The sequence below is a fragment of the Acidimicrobiales bacterium genome, from assembly GCA_035547835.1.
GTDB lineage: Bacteria > Actinomycetota > Acidimicrobiia > Acidimicrobiales > Iamiaceae > DASZTW01.
On the sequence record DASZTW010000005.1, the window covers coordinates 819,119 to 836,642 of the forward strand.

Genomic DNA, 17,524 nt, shown 5'->3' on the forward strand with positions numbered 1-17,524 from the left:
ACGAACCGATGCCGACCCTCACCTGCACCTCCGAGGTGGGCCCTGAGGGCCTTGCCGAGCTCCGCCGCAGCCGCGACGGCCTCATCGTGGAACGTGCGCTCGACGGCGACGAGTTCACGCTCGACCGGGGCCCGTTCCGCACTTGGCACCGGCGACTGCACGTCGCCGGTGTCGGCCCGGCGCGGTTCCGGGTCACCGAGACCATCCGCTACCACTTGGCGATCCCGGTGTGGGGCCCGCTGTTCGTGTTGCCCATCAACTCGTTGTTGCGCCGCGAGCACAAGCACCGGGCGGCGGCACGGCCGAGCGACGCCAGCGGCTCCGCCGACCGGGTGGTGCCGTTCTGGGCGCCACCCGACCAGTTCGACGCCCGCGCCTCGCACGTGCTGGCGTTGGTGTGCGCCCTGTCGCTCGTCACCGGCTACGTCAGCACTGCGATCACGCAGACCGTCACGTACGCCGCCAGCGAGTTCCACCGCAGCACCGGCGACCAGGGCGCGGCGCTCGCGCTGGTGCGGGTGGGCGTGCTCATCGCCTTCGTGGTGACCGCCGCGGCCGACCAGCGAGGGCGCCGCCGCCTGTTGCTGGTGTCGCTGTACGTCGCCTGCCTCACGGCCGCGCTCGGCGCGGTGGCGCCAGGGTTGTGGACGCTCGGCGCGAGCCAAGCCGTGGCACAGGGGTTCGCCACCGGCGGCAGCTTGTTGATCGGCGTGTACATCGCCGAAGAAGTGCCGGCCGGCGCGCGTGCCTGGGCGATCGGGCTGTTGGCGATGGCCACCGCGCTCGGCGCCGGCATGTGCATCTGGGTGCTCCCGCTGGCCGACCTCGGCACGGCTTGGTGGCGGGCGATCTACGTCGTGCCGTTGCTCGGCATCCCGTTCGTGGCGTGGGCCGGACGCCACTTGCCCGAGACGCATCGCTTCCTCGCCCACCACGCTGCGGAGCGATCGGCCCGCGCCGAGCGTGGGGACCCAGCCGAGCGCACCGGCGACGCGCCCTCCGGCGACGGCGCGGGCAGCGCAGACACACGCAGGCCGGCGGCGCGGCGTGACCCGAGGCGGCGCATCAGCGCCAGCCAAGCGCATCGCCGGCGGTTCTGGCTGCTGGCGATCGGCTCGTTCGGCATCGCGCTGTTCGTCGCCCCGATGTTCCAGCTCCAGAACAACTTCCTGCGCCACGAACGCCACTTCTCGGCCGCCAAGATCTCGCTGTACACGATCCTCACGTCGACCCCGGGCGGCATCGGGATCCTCGTCGGTGGATGGCTGGCCGACGTGCGAGGGCGGCGCATCGTCGCTGCCACCGGCATGCTCGGCGGGTCGCTGCTGGCCGTCGCGGTGCTGTTCGCCCACGGCTGGCCGATGTGGGGGATCTCGATGGTCGGCTCGGTCGTCGCCGCCGTGGCAGTGCCGGCGTTCGGCGTGTACGGGCCCGAGTTGTTCCCCACGCTGTTGCGCGGCCGGGTCAACGGGCTCTTGCAGGTCGTGACCGTCGCGGGCTCGAGCGCCGGGCTCTTGGTGGCGGGCTGGCTGACCGACACGTTCGACCGGTTCGGCCCGGCCATGTCGGTGCTGCTGGTCGGGCCGCTGCTGGTGGCCGTGCTCGTGGCCGTGGCCTATCCGGAGACGTCCGGCCGCCACCTCGAGGATCTCAATCCCGAAGACCGCGTGGCCGAGTCCGGCATGTGACGTCGAGGTGGCGGCCTATGCTCACCCGACCCACAACCACGGAGAGCGACATGTCACGCCCGTCACGCATCTGCTCCATCGCGTTGTCCCTGCTCATCGTTGCCGTGCTCGCGGCCGCTTGTTCGAGCGGCGGGAGCGGGGGTCTCAGGACCAGCACGACGAGCGCCACGACCGACACCTCCTCGACCGACACCGGCGCCACCGACACCGGGTCCAGCGGGTCGCTCCCGAGTGAAGCCGACCTGAAGTCCGCGCTGCTCAGCGAAGACGACCTGCCGAGCGGGTTCACCAAGGACACGTCGAGCGACAGCAGCGACAACAGCAACACCGACGTCCACGCCAAGGGTGCGACCTGCGACGCCGCGTTCCAGAAGCTGCAACAGAAGGCCACCAAGCACAAGGTGACCGTCGACTTCAAGCACGACGACACCGAGTTCGTCAGCCAGGAAGTGGCGGCTCGCAGCGACGCCTCGTCGCACTTCACCGACGTGCTGCACACGCTGAAGGACCAGTGCGGCTCGAAGGTCCAGCTCGAGAGCAGTGGCAGCCTGAAGTCCGGCACGCTCGAGGTCCTGTCGGACCCCGGCATCGGCGAGCACTCGGCGCTGATCCGGATCACCTTCTCGGGCACGTCGCAAGGTGTCGACTTCACGTCGGAGGGCTACTTCGTCGCCGTGCAGCGAGGCCCGGTCACCTCCACCATCGAGGCCTACTCGGTGAGCGCGCCCCGCGCGGGGGTGCAGGGCACCCCGCCCGACGAGTCGGATGCCACTGCGCTGGCCGAGTCGGCCGACTCGAAGATCAAGGACCTGGTCGGCTGACGAAGAGCGCAGCCGCCGTCGCCGCTCGAACCGCCGTCAGGCGATCGTCGCCAACCAGGCGCTGACCGCGTCGACCACGACCGGGTCGGTCACGGCCTTCGGGTCGTGGCGCTGGCCGGCCAACCAGACCGTCGTGACGGGGCCCACGATCGCGGCGACGTGGTCGTCGATCTCGTCGGGGCTCCCGAACGGGTCGCGGTCGCCGGCGACGAACAGGCACGGCACGTGCAGGTCGGCAAAGTGGTCGACCCGCATGCGGTCGGCCTTGCCCGGCGGATGCAACGGATAGCTCAACAACGCGAGCCCGGCGGCCGGCAAGCCCTCGGCCACCGCCATCGAACACATCCGCCCACCCATCGAGCGGCCGCCCAGCACCAGCCGTTCGGGCGACGACCCGATCCGTGCCGCGAACGCCTCGGCTTCGGCCACCACCGATGCGATCAGCTTCGGCGCGCGGTCGGGGGCCTTGCGGCCTTCGCGCCGGTACGGGAACTCCATGCGGTGCACCGGCAACGGCGCGAGCGCGGCTTCGAGCGCGAGGAACACGTGGTGGTCCGCACCGCCGCCCGCGCCGTGCGCGAGCAGCAACCCGTCGACGCTCATCGCGCTCGGGCCTTCAGGCGATGGGCCGGTCGGTGGGCGCAACCGGCGCCGGCAGCAACGTCTCGCCGGTGAGGGCGCGGTCGACGGCCGACGCGCACGCACGCCCTTCGGCGATCGCCCACACGATGAGGCTCTGGCCGCGGCCGGCGTCGCCCGCCACGAACACTTTGTCGACGTTGGTGGCCCATTGGCCGTCGCGGGCGATGTTGCCGCGCTCGTCGAACTCGACGCCGAGCTGGTCGAGCAGCGCAGAACGCTCCGGGCCCGTGAAACCCATCGCGAGCAGCACCAGGTCGGTCTCCAGCTCGAACTCCGACCCTTCGACTTTCTCGAACCTGCCGTTGCGGAACTCGACTTCGTGGCCGACCAGCGCACGAACTCGACCGTCGTCGTCTGCCAAGAAGCACTCGGTGTTGACCGAGTACACCCGCTCGCCGCCTTCCTCGTGCGCCGATGCCACCCGGTACATCAGCGGCCAGGTGGGCCACGGGGTCGACTCGGCTCGCTCGTCGGGCGGTCGAGGCATGATCTCGAACTGGTGGATCGACGCGGCGCCCTGGCGATGCGCGGTGCCCAGGCAGTCGGCGCCGGTGTCGCCGCCGCCGACGATCACCACGTGGCGACCGGCAGCCGAGAACGGGTGCTCGAACAAGTCGCCCTGCTGCACCCGGTTGGCCGGCGGCAGGTACTCCATTGCCTGGTAGATGCCGGTGGCCTCGCGGCCGGGGATCGGCAAGTCGCGCCACTGGGTGGCGCCCACTGCCAGCACGACGGCGTCGAAGTCGGCGAGCAACGACTCGCCGGTGACGCCGCCGTCAGGGTCGCCGACGTCGATCGACGTGCGGAACTGGGTTCCCTCGGCGGCCATCTGCTCGAGTCGGCGGTCGATGACCGCCTTTTCCATCTTGAACTCCGGAATGCCGTAGCGCAGCAGGCCACCGATGCGGTCGTCACGCTCGAACACCACGACGTCGTGGCCCGCGCGGGTGAGCTGCTGGGCTGCCGCGAGGCCCGCGGGGCCCGACCCGATCACTGCGACGCGCCGGCCGGTGTGCTGCGCGGGCAGCATCGGCTCAAGGAAGCCGTTGGCCCAGGCGTGCTCCGCGATCTGCTTTTCGATCTGCTCGATCGTGACCGCGGGCTGGTTGATGCCGAGCACGCACGCCGCCTCGCACGGCGCCGGGCAGAGCCGGCCGGTGAACTCGGGGAAGTTGTTGGTGGCGTGCAGCCGGTCGGAGGCCTCGCGCCAGTTGCCGCGGTACACGAGGTCGTTCCACTCGGGGATCAGGTTCCCGAGCGGGCAGCCCTGATGGCAGAACGGGATCCCGCAGTCCATGCACCGGCTGGCCTGCACTTGCAGGTCCTCGTCGGGAAACGGCTCGTAGACCTCTTTCCAGTCCTTGAGCCGAACCGGGACCGGCCGTCGTGTCGGGGTCTCACGGGTGTGCTTGAGGAACCCTCGGATGTCTCCCATTTCGCTCGAATCCCTCAGCCTTGGGCGGCGGCCATGATGGCCTCGTCGATGTCGGTGCCGGCTTCTTCGGCGCGCCGGATCGCGCCCAGCACCTGCTTGTAGTCGCGGGGCATGACCTTCACGAACTGCTCGATGGCGTACGGCCAGTCGGCCAGCAGCCGCTCGGCGACCGTGGAGCCGGTGGCCTCCTGGTGGCGGAACACGGTGGACACGAGCCAGGTGCGGTCGAGGTCGTCGAGCGGGTCGAGGTCGACCATCTCGCGGTTGACCCGCGACTCGAACAGCCCGTCGTGGTCCCACACGTACGCGATGCCGCCCGACATGCCGGCGCCGAAGTTGCGACCGGTGGCGCCGAGCACCACGACCCGTCCGCCGGTCATGTACTCACAGCCGTGGTCGCCGACCCCTTCGACGACCGCAGTGGCCCCCGAGTTGCGCACGCAGAACCGCTCGCCGACCACGCCACGGATGAACGCCTCGCCGGACGTGGCGCCGTACAGGATCACGTTCCCGGCGATGATGTTGTCCTCGGCGACGAAGTCGGCCGGCACGTCGTCGTGCGGCGTGACCACCAGCCGGCCGCCCGACAAACCCTTGCCGAGGTAGTCGTTGGCGTCACCGTGGAGCCGCAGCGTGATGCCCTTCGGGACGAACGCACCGAAGCTCTGACCTGCCGAGCCCTCGAAGTCGATCACGATCGTGTCGTCGGGCAGACCGGCGGGACGGGCCTTGGTGAGCTCGTGGCCCAACATGGTGCCGACCGTCCGGTTGGTGTTGCGGATGGGCACCCGGATCTGGACGGGCTGGCCGTCGTCGATCGCGGGACGGGCGGCGGCGATCAGCTCGTTGTCGAGCGCCTTGTCGAGGCCGTGGTCCTGGGCCTTGGTCTGGTGGCGGCTCGCCCCTTCGGCGAGCTCGGGCTGCCACAGGATCGGGGTGAGGTCGAGACCGTGGGCCTTCCAGTGGTCGACGGCCTGCTCGATGTCGAGCACTTCGGCGTGACCGACCGCGTCGGCGATCGACCGGAAGCCGAGCTCGGCCAGCAGCTCGCGCACTTCGGCCGCTATGTACTCGAAGAACGTCTCGACGAACTCCGGCTTTCCGGTGAAGCGCGACCGCAGCACCGGGTCCTGCGTGGCGATGCCGACCGGGCAGGTGTTGAGGTGGCAGACGCGCATCATGATGCAGCCCGACACCACCAGCGGCGCGGTCGCGAACCCGAACTCCTCGGCACCCAGCAATGCGGCGATCACGACGTCGCGACCGGTCTTCATCTGGCCGTCGACCTGGACCACGATGCGGTCACGCAGGTCGTTGAGCAGCAGGGTCTGCTGGGTCTCGGCCAGACCGAGCTCCCACGGTCCCCCGGCGTGCTTGAGCGACGTGAGCGGGCTGGCGCCGGTGCCGCCATCGTTGCCGGAGATCAACACCACGTCGGCGTGGGCTTTGGACACGCCCGCGGCGACGGTGCCGACGCCGACCTCCGACACGAGCTTCACGTGGATGCGCGCGTGGGGGTTGGCGTTCTTGAGGTCGTGGATGAGCTGCTTGAGGTCCTCGATCGAATAGATGTCGTGGTGCGGCGGCGGGCTGATGAGGCCGACCCCCGGCGTGGTGTACCGGGTTCGGGCGATCCAGGGGTGCACCTTCCACCCCGGCAGCTGGCCACCTTCGCCCGGCTTGGCACCTTGGGCCATCTTGATCTGGATGTCGTCGCTGTTGGTGAGGTACTCCGACGTGACGCCGAAGCGGCCCGACGCGACCTGCTTGATCGCGCTGCGCCGCTCGGGGTCGTACAACCGCTCGGCGTCCTCGCCACCTTCGCCGGTGTTCGACTTGCCGCCGAGGTGGTTCATGGCGATCGCCAGCGTCGAGTGCGCTTCCTCGGAGATCGAGCCGTAGCTCATGGCGCCGGTCGAGAAGCGCTTGACGATCTCACTGATCGGCTCGACCTCGTCGATCGGCACCGGCGGGCGCGCGCCGGGCTGGAAGCGGAACAACCCGCGCAGCGTGGCCAGCCGCTCGGACTGGTCGTCGACGGCCTTCGTGTACTCCTTGAAGATGTCGTAGCGCTGGCTGCGGGTGGCGTGCTGGAGCTTGAACACCGTGGTGGGGTTGAAGAGGTGGTGCTCGCCTTCTCGCCGCCACTGGTACTCGCCGCCGACGTCGAGCTCGCGGTGGGCGATCTCGGTCGTGCGCTCGGTGTTGGCGAAGCGGTGGCGCCGGGCGACTTCCTCGGCGAGCTCATCGAGCCCGACGCCTTCGATCTTCGAGGTGGTGCCGGTGAAGTACTGGTCGACCAACGCCTGCGACAAGCCAATGGCTTCGAACACCTGCGCGCCGGTGTACGACGCGACCGTCGAGATGCCCATCTTGGACATCACTTTCAGCACGCCCTTGCCCGCGGCCTTGATGTAGTTGCGGACCGCGTCGTCGAGCGGCACGCCCGACAGCTCGCCGCGGGCGAGCATGTCTTCGACCGTCTCGAACGCCAGGTACGGGTTGATGGCCGAGGCGCCGTAGCCCAGCAGCAGGCACATGTGGTGGACTTCGCGGGCGTCGCCGGCCTCGACGATGAGGTCGGCCTGGGTGCGCGACTTCTCGCGCACGAGGTGGTGGTGCACGGCCGACGTGGCCAACAGCATCGGGATCGGCGCACGTTCGGTGTCGGAATGGCGGTCGGACAAGATCAGCAGCCGCGCGCCGCCGGCGATGGCATCCGAGGCCTGCTCGCACAAGTCGTCGAGCGCGGCGCGCAGCGCGGCGCCGCCACCGGCCACCTCGTACAGCGCGGGGAGCACGACCGACGCGAGCTCGGGGTGGCGGCCGTCGTCGTTGACGTGCACCAGCTTGGCGAACTCGTCGTTGTCGATGATCGGGAAGGGCAGCACCAGCTGGCGACACGAGTGGTTCGTGGGCGCCAGCAAGTTGCCTTCGGGACCGAGAGTGGCGCGCAGCGAGGTGACGAGCTCCTCGCGGATCGCGTCGAGTGGCGGGTTCGTGACCTGCGCGAACAGCTGCGCGAAGTAGTCGTACAGCATGCGCGGGCGATCCGACAGCGCCGGGGTCGGGGTGTCGGTGCCCATCGAGCCGATCGGCTCGGCGCCGGCGCGCGCCATCGGTCCGATCAGGATCTTGAGCTCTTCGGACGTGTAGCCGAACACGCGCTGGCGGTTCAGCACCGACGAGTGCGGCCAGCGGGTGTGGGGCCGCTCGGGCAGGTCGGCAAGATGCACGAGCCCCTCGTCGAGCCACTCCTCGTACGGCTGCTCCGCGGCGAGCTCGGCTTTGATCTCGGTGTCACCAACGATGCGGCCCTTGGCCGTGTCGACCAGGAACATGCGGCCGGGCTGAAGGCGACCGCGCTGCACCACCTTCGAGGGCTCGATGGGCAGCACGCCGACTTCGGACGCCATCACCACGAGGTCGTCGCTGGTGACCCAGAACCGGCTGGGGCGCAGACCGTTGCGGTCGAGCACCGCGCCGATCACGGTGCCGTCGGTGAACGCGATCGACGCCGGGCCGTCCCACGGCTCCATCAGCGAGGCATGGAACTCGTAGAACGCCCGCCGGGCGTCGTCCATGTGGCGGTGGTTCTCCCACGCCTCGGGGATCATCATCAACACCGCGTGGTGCAGCGGGCGGCCCCCGAGGTGCAACAGCTCCAGCACCTCGTCGAACGACGCCGAGTCCGACGCGCCGGGCGTGCAGATCGGGAACGCACGGCTGAGCTCGCCACCGAAGTCGTCGGAGGCCAGCATCGCCTCACGGGCCCGCATCCAGTTGCGGTTGCCCATGACCGTGTTGATCTCGCCGTTGTGGGCCACCAGGCGGTACGGGTGGGCCAGCGGCCACGACGGGAACGTGTTGGTCGAAAAGCGGCTGTGCACCAGCGCCAGCGCGGATCGCATGCGCTCGTCGCCGAGGTCGGGGAAGAACTCGTCGAGCTGCGGCGTGGTGAGCATGCCCTTGTAGACGAACGTGCGCGACGACAGGCTCGGGAAGTAGACGCCGGACGCATCGCCCTCGGCCGGCGAGCCGTCGTCGACGCCCACTTCGTGCTCGATGCGCTTGCGGATCACGAACGCCCGCCGCTCGAGGTCGAGACCCTGCAAGGGGCGGCCGTCGGGTCCGGCCACCGACACGAACAGCTGGCGGAAGTTCGGCATCGCGGCAAGGGCGCCGCGGCCGAGGATCGACGGGTTCACCGGCAGGTCGCGCCAGCCGAGCACTGTGCCGGACTCGTCGGCCACGATCTTTTCGATGCCCTCCACCGCGGCGTCAGCGGCCTCGGCAGCGGCCGGCAGGAACGCGATGCCGGTGGCGTACGCCCCGGCCTCGGGCAGCTCGAACCCCGCGACGGCCCGGAAGAACTCGTCGGGGACCTGGATCAGGATCCCGGCGCCGTCACCGGTGTCCGGTTCGGCGCCGGACGCGCCACGGTGCTCGAGGTTGCACAGCGCCGACACCCCGAGCTGCACCATCTCGTGGCTGCGCCGGCCCTTGAGGTCGACCACGAACGCGACCCCGCACGCGTCGTGCTCGAAAGCGGGGTCGTAAAGGCCCTGCCGCACGGGCGGCTTCGTGCCCGGCGTGTTCGTCGTCGACTGCTCGGCCATGGTTGCGTGGGTTCCCGTGGGGCGGAGTACGAGGCTCCTGCCGCGCCCGGGACGACGCTGGCCCAATCGGCAGGGTACGTCATCTTACTGCGGATCCGGCGAGACCCTCCAAGCTGGTTTCGCGGGCCCTCCGGTTCAAGGAACGCGCGGTGCTTCGGAGGTGGGCGCGTTCGACAGTCGCGCCCGCCGCCGGAGCAGCTGGAGCTCCTCGTGGCGGGCGCCTGCCTCTCGCGTGGCCCGACGCGTAGACCGGGAACGCGAGAAGCGACCCCGGGCGGGACGGTCGGCCACCTGCTGCGACACCGGCGGCCGCGAGCCGTTGTAGGCCGCCCGCGGCGCGACCCGACTCAGTACGTGCGCCGCCAGGGGCCGGTGATGGCGAAGACGTAGCCCTGGTCCTGCACGTTCGCGAACAGGACCTTGCGGTCGGGCGAGAACACCGGCCCGGTGAACTCGCTGTAGCTGCCGTCGCCGGCCTGGATCCGGTTGCGCGCGAACGGGGTGGCGTCACCGTGACGGTCGACGGTCAACAAGTGCTGCCAGCCCTCGCCGTCTTCGGCCAGGATCAGCCCGCCATAGGGCGACACGGTGATGTTGTCGGGCCCATCGGGTGTGTCGCTGGGGGGCGCGGTGTTCACCGGGAAATGGACCTCGAGGGCGAGGGACTTGCTCCACGGGTCGTAGCTCCAGACCTGGCCGTCGTGCTCGGCGGCCGAGCCGTCGCTCAGACGGGCGAACGAGCAGACGATCCATGCCCGGCCCTCGCCCCACCACATCCCCTCGAACTTGCGGCTCCGGGTGACCGCACCACCGGGACCGCGGACCGCGACACCGTTCGAGCCTACGTAGTCGAACTGCTTGCGCACCGAGGTGGTGGCCGCCGACGGATCGGGCACGGCCTTCCACGTGGCCCGCAGGCGGGTGCCGACCTTGGCGTACACCGACAGGTCCGACACGCCCGGCACCGACAGGGCTTCGAGCGTGCCGCCGTCGCGCAGCGTGTGGAGCCGGTTGGGGCGGGTCTTCGGGGTGAACCGGTACAACAGGCCGTTGGGGCCGGCCGCGTCCTCGGTGAGATACAGGTGACCCTGCACGGGGTCGACCACCACCGCCTCGTGGGCGAAGCGGCCGAGCGCCGTGAGCGGCTGGGGGTCGCGGTTGGCCACCTGATCGGTGGGGTGCACCTCGAACACGTACCCGTGGTCGCGGGTGATGCCCTTCGACGCGTCGACCCGTTGCTCGGTCTCCTCACACGTGAGCCACGTGCCCCACGGTGTCCGGCCACCCGCGCAGTTGCTGTACGTGCCGCCGAGGCTCGCGACCTGACTCAGGAGGTGGCCGTGGTGATCGACCGTGATGTTGGTCGTGCCGCCGTGCGCGCCCGGGTCGTACACCAGCGCAGAGTCGGCCACCACGGGGTTCGGGTCGCTGGTGCCGATCTCGTGGTTCTGCACCAGCACCGTGGTGCTGCGCGACCCCCAGAACGACGCGGTGCCGTCGGGCCGGCCGGGCACGGTGGCAGTGCCGAGGGCGTCGCCCGCCTTGGTGACCACGCGGTACTGGAAGCCGGCCGGGAGGTCGAGCAGCCCGTCGGGATCGGGCAGGAGGGGGCCATATCCCGCCGGGGTGGTGGGTCGGTGCAGGGGGCGGGCGAACGAGGGGGCGGCACGAACCAGCGAATCGGCTTGGGTGGCGAGCACGGCGCCCAGGCTGGCGAGCGCGCTGCGGTGCAGGAGTTGACGACGTGTGATCGGCATGCCGCAAACGGTGGCAAACCGAGGTGGCGAGGCCGAGACGACCGGGTGAACCTGAAAGGAAACCCCGGCGACGTTCGCGTGGGCCGCCGACGTGGGCCAACGCGGCGGTGGTCCGCCCGGCGGGCAGGTCGACCGCTGCGGGACGGCGAGGCCCGGCGGCGCAGGCCCGCTGGCTCGAGCTCCGGTGGCGTCAGCCAACAGCGGTGGGCCACCGGTTCGAGCTCCGGTGGCGTCAGCCGACGGCGGTGGGCCGCCGGGTACAGCTAGCCGGGGAAGCGGGCGCTGTATTCGGCGCTGCGGCGGATCGCGTCCGCGACGTCGGCCATCGTGTGGTCGCCGTGCAGGTACGTCAGCCAGCTCGACAGGCCGCCGGAATCCGGGGAGCGCCGCAGCATCCCGAGGTACAGCCGGGTGATGCTGTTGGCGTCGTCGGTCTGCATCTTGAACTCGGTGGACTCCGAGAAGCCGGCCATCACCCGGCCACGCGTCCACCCCTCTTGGAGCTTCTGGATCCACATGGCGCGGCCCGCGGGGTCGGCGGTGCGGCCGAGGACGTTGTGGTACACGAGGTCGACGAACGACGGGTTGTCGAGGCTGCCGTACGTGATCTTGAACTCCTGCGACCCGGCGAACGCGTCGCCCACCCACGCAACCGAACGTCCGTTGGCGAGCTGCTGGCTCCAGAACTGGTAGCCGGCCGGGTCGGGGGGCCGGAGGAAGAACGCCCGATACAGCCGCACGACCGGCGCAGTCACGTCGAGGACCTGCGAGTTGGTGTCGACCATCCACTCCAGCAACCCGCCGGGGCTGTTGGACGACAGGTACGAGGTCCACAGCGACTGCTCGCCGGTCGTCGCCCCCCGCCCGGCGAAGTCGACGTACTGCTGGTCGATGAACGCGGCGGTCGACGCGAACGGCGAGATCGACGGTCCGGCGAGCTGCGCGGCGTCGGTTGAGATGCCCGGCACGTGGATGTAGCGCGGCGCCCGCACCTGGTGCACGAGGTACGTGCCGTTGCCGGTCCAGTTGTAGTCCTCGACCCACACCGACCCGTCGGCGTTCACTTGCTTGACCACCGCCACGTGGTTGCTCGCGCCGCCGGTGTCGCCCTTGCCCCACTGGGCGATCGAGCCAACGGTCGGCGTCTGGTCGACCGTCCAACCCATGGCCTCGGCCGCCGCGGCCCATTCATACGCATTGCCGAACTGGACCGTGCCGCCGGCCGGTGTGGCCATGAAGTTCTTGAACGCCCAGTAGCTCTCGTCGGTGCGGTGGTTGGCGAAGTCGCTCTTGCCGAGCAGGTCGTTGATCCGCCACGCCACGAACGAGGTGCAGTACCGGATCGAGAAGCGCCAGACGCCGGTGTCACCTTTGGTCGCCGTGCGGTACGGATAGTCGTCGACGCCGATCGTCGACCGCGCCGACCCGACCTGTGGGCGGTCCGCCGCGGCCCCGTGGGCAGCCGAGGTGCCGGCAGCGGTGGCCGCGGGGCGGGCGCTGGCAGCGGCGGGGAGGCCGAGGAGCAGGACCGCCACGAGCCCGACGGCGACCGCGCCGAGCGAGCGCGCGGGCGTGCGGCGTGGGGAGTGCGGGATCCGGGAGGTGTCCATCGGGGTGGGCTCCATCGTGACCGGCAGATCGGCCGGGACTGGGGCAACCCGAGCGCGCGCCCGGGTCCGTAACCGGATCGCAATGTTAGACGGGTCGTTGCACGCGCAGCCAGCAACCCCTCCGAGCTGTGAGCACTTGGCCACCCAGGACGTGGCCAAGTGCTCACAGCACAACGGGGTGGGGCGGGCACCACCGGGGGACGCGCGCCAACCCCCCGAACTGTGAGCATTTGGCCACCCAGGAGGTGGCCAAATGCTCACAGCACAACGGGGGTGGGGCGGCGGGGGCGGGGCGGCGGGGGCGGGGCGGCGGGCGTGTAGCGGACGGGGACGTGGCGGATGCCGGAGATGAAGTTCGAGCGCATGCGCTCCACGGACCCGTCGATCTCGAGGTCCGGCAGCCGCTGGAGCAGCTCGCCGAGCAGCGAGCGCAGCTGCAGCCGGGCGAGGTGCGACCCGAGGCAGAAGTGGGGGCCGATGCCGAACGCCACGTGCGGGTTCGGGTCGCGGGCGAGGTCGAGGCCGTGCGGGTCGGTGAACACGGCAGGGTCGCGGTTGGCGGCGCCGTAGAAGATCACGACCTTGTCGCCGGCGCGGATGGCCTGGCCGCCGAGCTCGGTGTCGTGCGTGGCCGTGCGGCGGAACTGCATGACCGGCGACACGTAGCGGAGCAGCTCGTCGACCGCGGTGGGCATCAAGTCGGGGTTGTCGCGCAGCTCGCCCCACTTGTCGTGCTCGTGCAGGGCGACGACGGCACCCGAGAAGGAGTTGCGGGTGGTCTCGTTGCCGGCGATGACCAACAGCAACCAGAACATGCCGAACTCGACATCGGTGAGGCGTTGGCCGTCGACTTCGGCGTTCACGATCATCGAGACCATGTCGTCGCGGGGCTCGGCGCGGCGGTCGTCGGCGATGGCCTTGCCGTACTGCATCATCTCCATCAGCGCAGCCATGGACTCGCCGAGGTTGCCGCCGTACTCGGGGTCCTCGATGCCGATCAGCTTGTTCGACCAGTCGAACATCAGGTGGCGGTCGTCGCGGGGCATGCCGAGCAGGTCGGCCAGCACCCGCAGCGGCATCTCGGCCGACACGTTCGGCACCAGGTCGCATTCGCCGTCCGCGGCGATGTCGTCGACGATCTCCCGTGCGTTGCGCTCCACCGACTCCACCAGCCGCTGCACGGCCTTCGGGGTGAAGATCGGCTGGAGGATGCGGCGCAACCGTGAGTGCTCCGGTGGGTCCATGTTGAGCATCATCTGGCGGGCCATCAGCAGGCTGTTCGGGTCGGGCGACGACATGAACACCCCGCCGAGCCACGACGAGAAGCGATCGGGGTTACGCGATACCTCGGTGACCTCGGCGTGGCTGGTGACGGCCCAGAACCCGGGGCTGTCCACGAGCATGCGCATCGCGCCGCCCGCTTGCGCGAGCAGCTCGGGCACCCGCTCGGTGTGCCAGGCCACCGGCGCCGCGGCCCGCAGGCGGTCAAAGGCCTCATGCGGCACGGCCGGCTCATACGTGGCGGGCCACGACAAGTCGGCGTCGATGTGGTCGGCGGCCATGGCCGCGCCCACGGGTGGTTCGCCCGGCTGGGCAACTTCCTCGAGCACCGACATCGCGATCCTCCTCGTGCGGTGGCGTGACCGTCGAGCAGCGAAGCCCGGGTCGCTTGAGTCCATTGAGACGATGTAATAGCATCGTCTCAACAGACTCGCAGGTTCGCGCCGATCCCTCGAGATGTCAAGACATCGGCGTCTCACCCACCCCACCTAGAATTGACCGCCAATGGCCGCGACCGCCCGCAACCACACCGGCGTGCCACCCCTGTCGCGGCTGCGTGCCTCGTTCGATCGGCTCATCGAGCGACCCGACCCGAAGCTCGACGAAGCGCTCAACGCGGCGACGGCGTGCTTCGCCCGTCACGGCCTCGCCCACACATCGGTGCCCGACATCGCCCGCGAGATGGGCGTGTCGAAGGCCACCGTCTACCGCCAGATCGGCTCGGTCGACGACGTCGTCCGCTTGCTGCTGGCCCGCGAGGCCCACCTGCTCATCGACACGCTCGAGCACACGGTCGGCGACGCCACCGGACCCGACGCGCTGCTCGACGTGGTCACCGCCGGCATCGGCTTCGCGTCGGACCACCCGCTGATCACGAAGGTCCTGCGCGACGAGCCCGATCTCGCCGGTGAGCTGCTGCCGCTGCTGCCCGAGTTCGCCGGCGCGACCCGCGCGGCGCTGCAACCGGCGATCGTCGCGCTGCTCGATGGCGCCGACACCGTCTCGCCGCCGGGCGTGTTGGCCGATCTGGTGGTTCGCCTCACGTTGGCCGCGCTGCTGGTGACGCCACCCGACCTCGCCGCCCACGTGCGCCAGGCGTTCGAGCCCCACCTGCGCCCGACCTGAGCCCGGCCCACCTGCGCCCGACCGGCCCACCGGACCTGAGCCCGGCCCGCCGGACCTCAGCCCGGCCGGCGGCGGCCGACGGTGGCCGACGGCGGCGTGGGCATCAGCGAGCGGCGTCGGGGACGAACGCCGGCACCAACATCCGCGCCAGGAACTCGCGCTCGCGGGCCCGCGGCCACTCGGGGGGCAGCCGCACCAGCGACTCGATCACGCGGGTGGTCCACTCGACGTAGTCGCGGACGTCGACGTCGGGTCGTAGCTTGCCGGCCTGGCGCGCGGCCTCCAGCCACGGCTTGCTGGCCCGTTCGAGGCGCCCGCGCAGCTGGTCCTCCATGCCCTTCAGGAGGCGACGGCCCTCGGGGAGGCGACCGGCCGCCAGGACCAGCTTCAGCAGGTCGTCGGAGCGGTAGTGCTCGATGGTGAACAGCACCGCTTCGACGATCTGGTCCTCGAACTCGTCGAAGCCCGCCACGTGCTCGACGAGCTGCGCCAAGAAGCGGTCGAGCTGGCGGAGGCTGACGGCCTCGACCAGCGCTTCTTTCCCGCCGGCATGGCGGTACAAGGTGGCACGGGGGACTTTGGCCACGCGGACCACGTCGTCGACCGTGGTCTGCGCGATGCCGTAACGGGCGAAGCACAACTGGGCCGCGTCGAGCACCGCGTCGAGCGTGCTCGACGCCGCGGCGGCTTGGCGCGACCGACCCAGCGTGCCGACCCGGCGGCTCACGCCCGGCGGCTCCGGAGCAGGTGGCCGGTGCGCTCGCCGGTGTCCGCGTCGTCGCGCCGGATCGTGGCGCCGTTGACGATCGTGGCGAGGTAACCGGTGCCGGGCTGCAAGATGCGAGCCGCGCCCGTCGGGAGGTCGCGCCGCAAGTACGGCTCCTCGATGGTGAGACGCTCGAAGTCGATCACGTTGAGGTCGGCCTTCTTGCCGGCCTCGATCACACCGCGGTCGGTGAAGCCGTACATCTCCGCCGGCGCGCCGGTGAGCTTGTGCACGGCCAGCTCGACCGGCACGGTCGCCCCCTTGGTGCGGTCGCGCGCCCAGTGGGTGAGGTGGAAGGTCGAGGTGGAGCAGTCGGAGATCATCGTCACGTGCGCGCCGGCGTCGGACAGGCCGCTGACGGTGTTGGGGTCGGCGAGCATCTCTCGGCACGGCTCGAGCGTGCCGTCGGCGAAGTTCGACCCGAGCATGGCGAAGAAGGTACGCCCGCCGTTGTCGACCAGCAGGTCATACATGTGGTGGAGCGGGTCCTTGCCGAGCGCCTGGGCCTGCGCCTTGACGGACTCGCTGCCGTCGGGCTCGTAGTTCACCGGCGCAGCGAGCGAGAACATGCGGCCGAGGCCCCCACCCAGCCCAGCCGACACCAGCGCCGCCAGGCCGCCGGTGAACTCGTCGCCTTCGCCGAGGATCTGATCGCGCACTTCGGGCTTGCGCATCTCTGCCACGCGAGCCTCGAGCGGGAGCTCCGCGACCTTCTTGTACGTGGGCCGATTCCAGAATGGGTGGTACGTGTCGAGGTTGCACATCACGGTGACCGACCGGGGGATGATCTGCGGCCGGAGCTGCGCACCCTTGGCGTTCCAGGCAGCCGAGCCGTCGAGCACGGCACGGAACACCATCGATTCCTTGCTGACTTGGAACGTGCTGAACGTGAGCGGGCGCCCCGCCGTGATCGACAGACCCGCGAGCATGTCGAGCTCGGGCATGCCGTCTTCGTGCTTGCCCGGCGCGATGGTGCCGTCGGCGATGGTCTGGATCAGGCCGTGGCCGGCGTCGCCCACCGCTTGGGCGAGCGCGCCCAGCTCCTCGAGCGGCGCGAACGTGCCCGGCACGATCTTCCCCGAGCGCGACATGTGGGCCCGGAAGCGGTTGCTGGAGAAGCCGGCCGCGCCGGCGTCGAACGCGTCGCGCACCAGGCGGGCCATCTCGGCCACTTCGTCGGGGGTGGCGTCGTGGTCGTCGTAGGCCCGCTCCCCCATCACGTAGTACCGGATCGGGCCGTGCGAGACGTGGCACGCCACGTTGGCCGAGAAGCGCCGGCGGTCGAGGAAGTCGAGGTACTCGGGGAACGTCTCCCACTCGCCCCAGGGCATCCCCACCGACAGGGCGCTTCCGGGGATGTCCTCGACGCCCTCCATCATGTCGATCAGCGACTCGTGGTCCGCGGGACGGACGGGCGCGAAGCCGACGCCGCAGTTGCCCAACACGATGGTGGAGATCCCGTTGGTGGCCGACGGCTCGAGCGCGTCGTCCCATGTGACTTGGCCGTCGTAGTGGGTGTGCAGATCGAAGAAGCCCGGGGTGACCAGGGCGCCGTCGGCGTCGATGACCTCGTGTGCGGCTTCGTCGACGTCGCCGACCGCGACGATCTGGTCGCCGCGGATCCCGACGTCGCCGGTGAACCCCGCACGGCCAGTGCCGTCGATGATCGTGCCGCCCCGGATGACCTTGTCCAGCATCGCTTCGCTCCCCTGTTGCGTCGTGGCCAACATCGCAGATTGAGACGATCGACACAAGCCGTCCCACCGGTGGGTCCTGCTTG

At 70.4% G+C, this 17,524-nt stretch carries 11 protein-coding genes; 3 read left to right on the plus strand and 8 right to left on the minus strand.

Features of this window, described 5'->3' with window-relative positions; genetic code table 11:
• Positions 1–8 precede the first annotated feature (8 nt).
• Positions 9–1,688: an MFS transporter gene (locus tag VHA73_06040; protein HVX17575.1), complete on the plus strand. Its 1,680-nt coding sequence runs from the start codon at positions 9–11 to the stop codon at positions 1,686–1,688.
• 50 nt (positions 1,689–1,738) lie between these two features.
• Positions 1,739–2,509 carry a hypothetical protein gene (locus VHA73_06045; protein HVX17576.1) on the plus strand — a complete coding sequence of 257 codons (771 nt, stop codon included), beginning with the start codon at positions 1,739–1,741 and terminating at the stop codon, positions 2,507–2,509.
• Positions 2,510–2,545: 36 nt separating this feature from the next.
• Here the strand turns inward: VHA73_06045 and VHA73_06050 are convergent, their stop codons facing one another.
• The 6 genes from VHA73_06050 to VHA73_06075 form a co-directional block, all read right to left on the minus strand.
• Positions 2,546–3,112 (minus strand): alpha/beta family hydrolase, encoded by a 567-nt coding sequence (locus VHA73_06050; protein ID HVX17577.1) that lies wholly within the window; start codon positions 3,110–3,112, stop codon positions 2,546–2,548.
• 13 nt (positions 3,113–3,125) lie between these two features.
• Positions 3,126–4,586, minus strand: coding sequence for a glutamate synthase subunit beta (locus VHA73_06055; GenBank protein HVX17578.1), 1,461 nt, complete (start codon positions 4,584–4,586; stop codon positions 3,126–3,128).
• A gap of 14 nt (positions 4,587–4,600) precedes the next feature.
• Positions 4,601–9,205: a glutamate synthase large subunit gene (gene gltB / locus VHA73_06060; protein ID HVX17579.1), complete on the minus strand. Its 4,605-nt coding sequence runs from the start codon at positions 9,203–9,205 to the stop codon at positions 4,601–4,603.
• A gap of 347 nt (positions 9,206–9,552) precedes the next feature.
• On the minus strand, positions 9,553–10,962 hold the full coding sequence (locus VHA73_06065) for an alkaline phosphatase PhoX (protein HVX17580.1): 1,410 nt from the start codon (positions 10,960–10,962) through the stop codon (positions 9,553–9,555).
• Between the two features lie 263 nt (positions 10,963–11,225).
• Complete coding sequence (locus VHA73_06070; protein HVX17581.1) at positions 11,226–12,572, minus strand: DUF4214 domain-containing protein; 1,347 nt, start codon at positions 12,570–12,572, stop codon at positions 11,226–11,228.
• Positions 12,573–12,829: 257 nt separating this feature from the next.
• Complete coding sequence (locus tag VHA73_06075; protein ID HVX17582.1) at positions 12,830–14,188, minus strand: cytochrome P450; 1,359 nt, start codon at positions 14,186–14,188, stop codon at positions 12,830–12,832.
• Between the two features lie 169 nt (positions 14,189–14,357).
• On the opposite strand from VHA73_06075, the gene VHA73_06080 reads away from it, so the two are divergent.
• Positions 14,358–14,978, plus strand: coding sequence for a TetR/AcrR family transcriptional regulator (locus VHA73_06080; GenBank protein HVX17583.1), 621 nt, complete (start codon positions 14,358–14,360; stop codon positions 14,976–14,978).
• A gap of 103 nt (positions 14,979–15,081) precedes the next feature.
• Here the strand turns inward: VHA73_06080 and VHA73_06085 are convergent, their stop codons facing one another.
• Together VHA73_06085 and VHA73_06090 are read right to left on the minus strand one after the other, a co-directional pair.
• Positions 15,082–15,705, minus strand: coding sequence for a helix-turn-helix domain-containing protein (locus tag VHA73_06085; protein ID HVX17584.1), 624 nt, complete (start codon positions 15,703–15,705; stop codon positions 15,082–15,084).
• A complete protein-coding gene (locus tag VHA73_06090; GenBank protein HVX17585.1) occupies positions 15,702–17,441 on the minus strand; it encodes an amidohydrolase family protein in 1,740 nt (579 codons plus the stop codon). Before VHA73_06090 ends, VHA73_06085 begins: the two co-directional genes overlap by 4 nt.
• Positions 17,442–17,524: the final 83 nt, after the last annotated feature.